The organism is Rhodococcus sp. MurmanLake-1 (assembly GCF_056945715.1).
Window position 1 is genome coordinate 1 of sequence record NZ_JBWZNF010000057.1, and the last position, 954, is coordinate 954.

The window sequence follows — 954 nt, forward strand, 5'->3', positions numbered from 1 at the left end:
CCTACCAACCGGGCGTAGCGGTCAGCGCGAACGTCGTCTGGCAGGGTGATGACTGGATGGAAAAGGCTAGTCGGGTCGGGCATAGAGTTCGCTCCTGAAAGCATATGCCGACGCAATCGACCCGCAGGACAGGAGTCGGCGACGGCGGCTGGTGGTCAGATGTCGAGGTAAACGGTGCGGTCGACGCCGCGGCCGTTGTTAGAGAACTGGGTGCCGGCGGCAGTGTCAGCGCGGTTGGCTGTCGGGGCTGTGCCCGGTGTCCGGTTCGTGGGGAGAGTCGTCTTGAACCCCGCTTTGTCTTCGACCGAGAGCGCGAAGAACGCTGAGTTCTGTTCGAGGTAGCTGTGGAAGCTGTGTCCGACGACCGCCATCGCGCTAGGCAGGTTTCCAGGAGTGTCGTTGCGGAGGTACCCGCCTGCGACCGCGGTGTACTGAAGCTTGAGAACCCACCGGTCCCCGTCGCGGAATCCGAACTGCACGAAGTCGAGGTACCCAGCCTTGAGATACAGGGCGAGTTCCTCGGTGAACTTCTCGATGCTATCCGGGCTGGGATCGCCGTACTTGGAGTACAAGTTGCGCAAGTCGGCACCGACGCTGGCTGCGATCTCACGCGCGTTGGTGATCGTGAAGCTTGACGAGTGCGTGGAGGAAACGGTCATGTCAGGCTCCCGGGAAGGTCGGGCCGAACAGCGTCTTCCATGCTGCAACCGCGGCGGTCTTGTTCGTTGCCGCCGAGGCGATGGTGACCTGGTCGAGCGCTTCGGAACATCGCTGGACCAAGCGCCGCCGATCGTCGTCGGTATAACCCCGTGTCACGTTGTTGGCCGGATTGACAGGGTCCCAGACCTGCACGGCGTCGTAGCAGGTATCGATATCGCTTTCCTGGTAGTAATCGGTGAAGACGATCGGTTCCCTGAGCTCCGTCATGACGATGTAGGCCAGGAACTGCTCGAA

General features: G+C 61.7%; 2 protein-coding genes. Both read right to left on the reverse strand.

Annotated elements, in window-relative coordinates:
* Positions 1–155: 155 nt before the first annotated feature.
* Entirely contained in the window at positions 156–659 is a 504-nt protein-coding gene (locus AC2ETI_RS32565; protein ID WP_483635046.1) for an HORMA-1 domain-containing protein, read from the reverse strand.
* A 1-nt stretch (position 660) separates the two neighbouring features.
* The coding region (locus AC2ETI_RS32570; RefSeq protein WP_483635047.1) for a hypothetical protein at positions 661–954 on the reverse strand (294 nt) is incomplete at its 5' end.

What these genes read in the sequence shown, in the direction of transcription:
- AC2ETI_RS32565 (WP_483635046.1), bottom strand. Translation starts at nt 659, where the DNA reads ATGACCGTTTCCTCCACGCACTCGTCAAGCTTCACGATCACCAACGCG.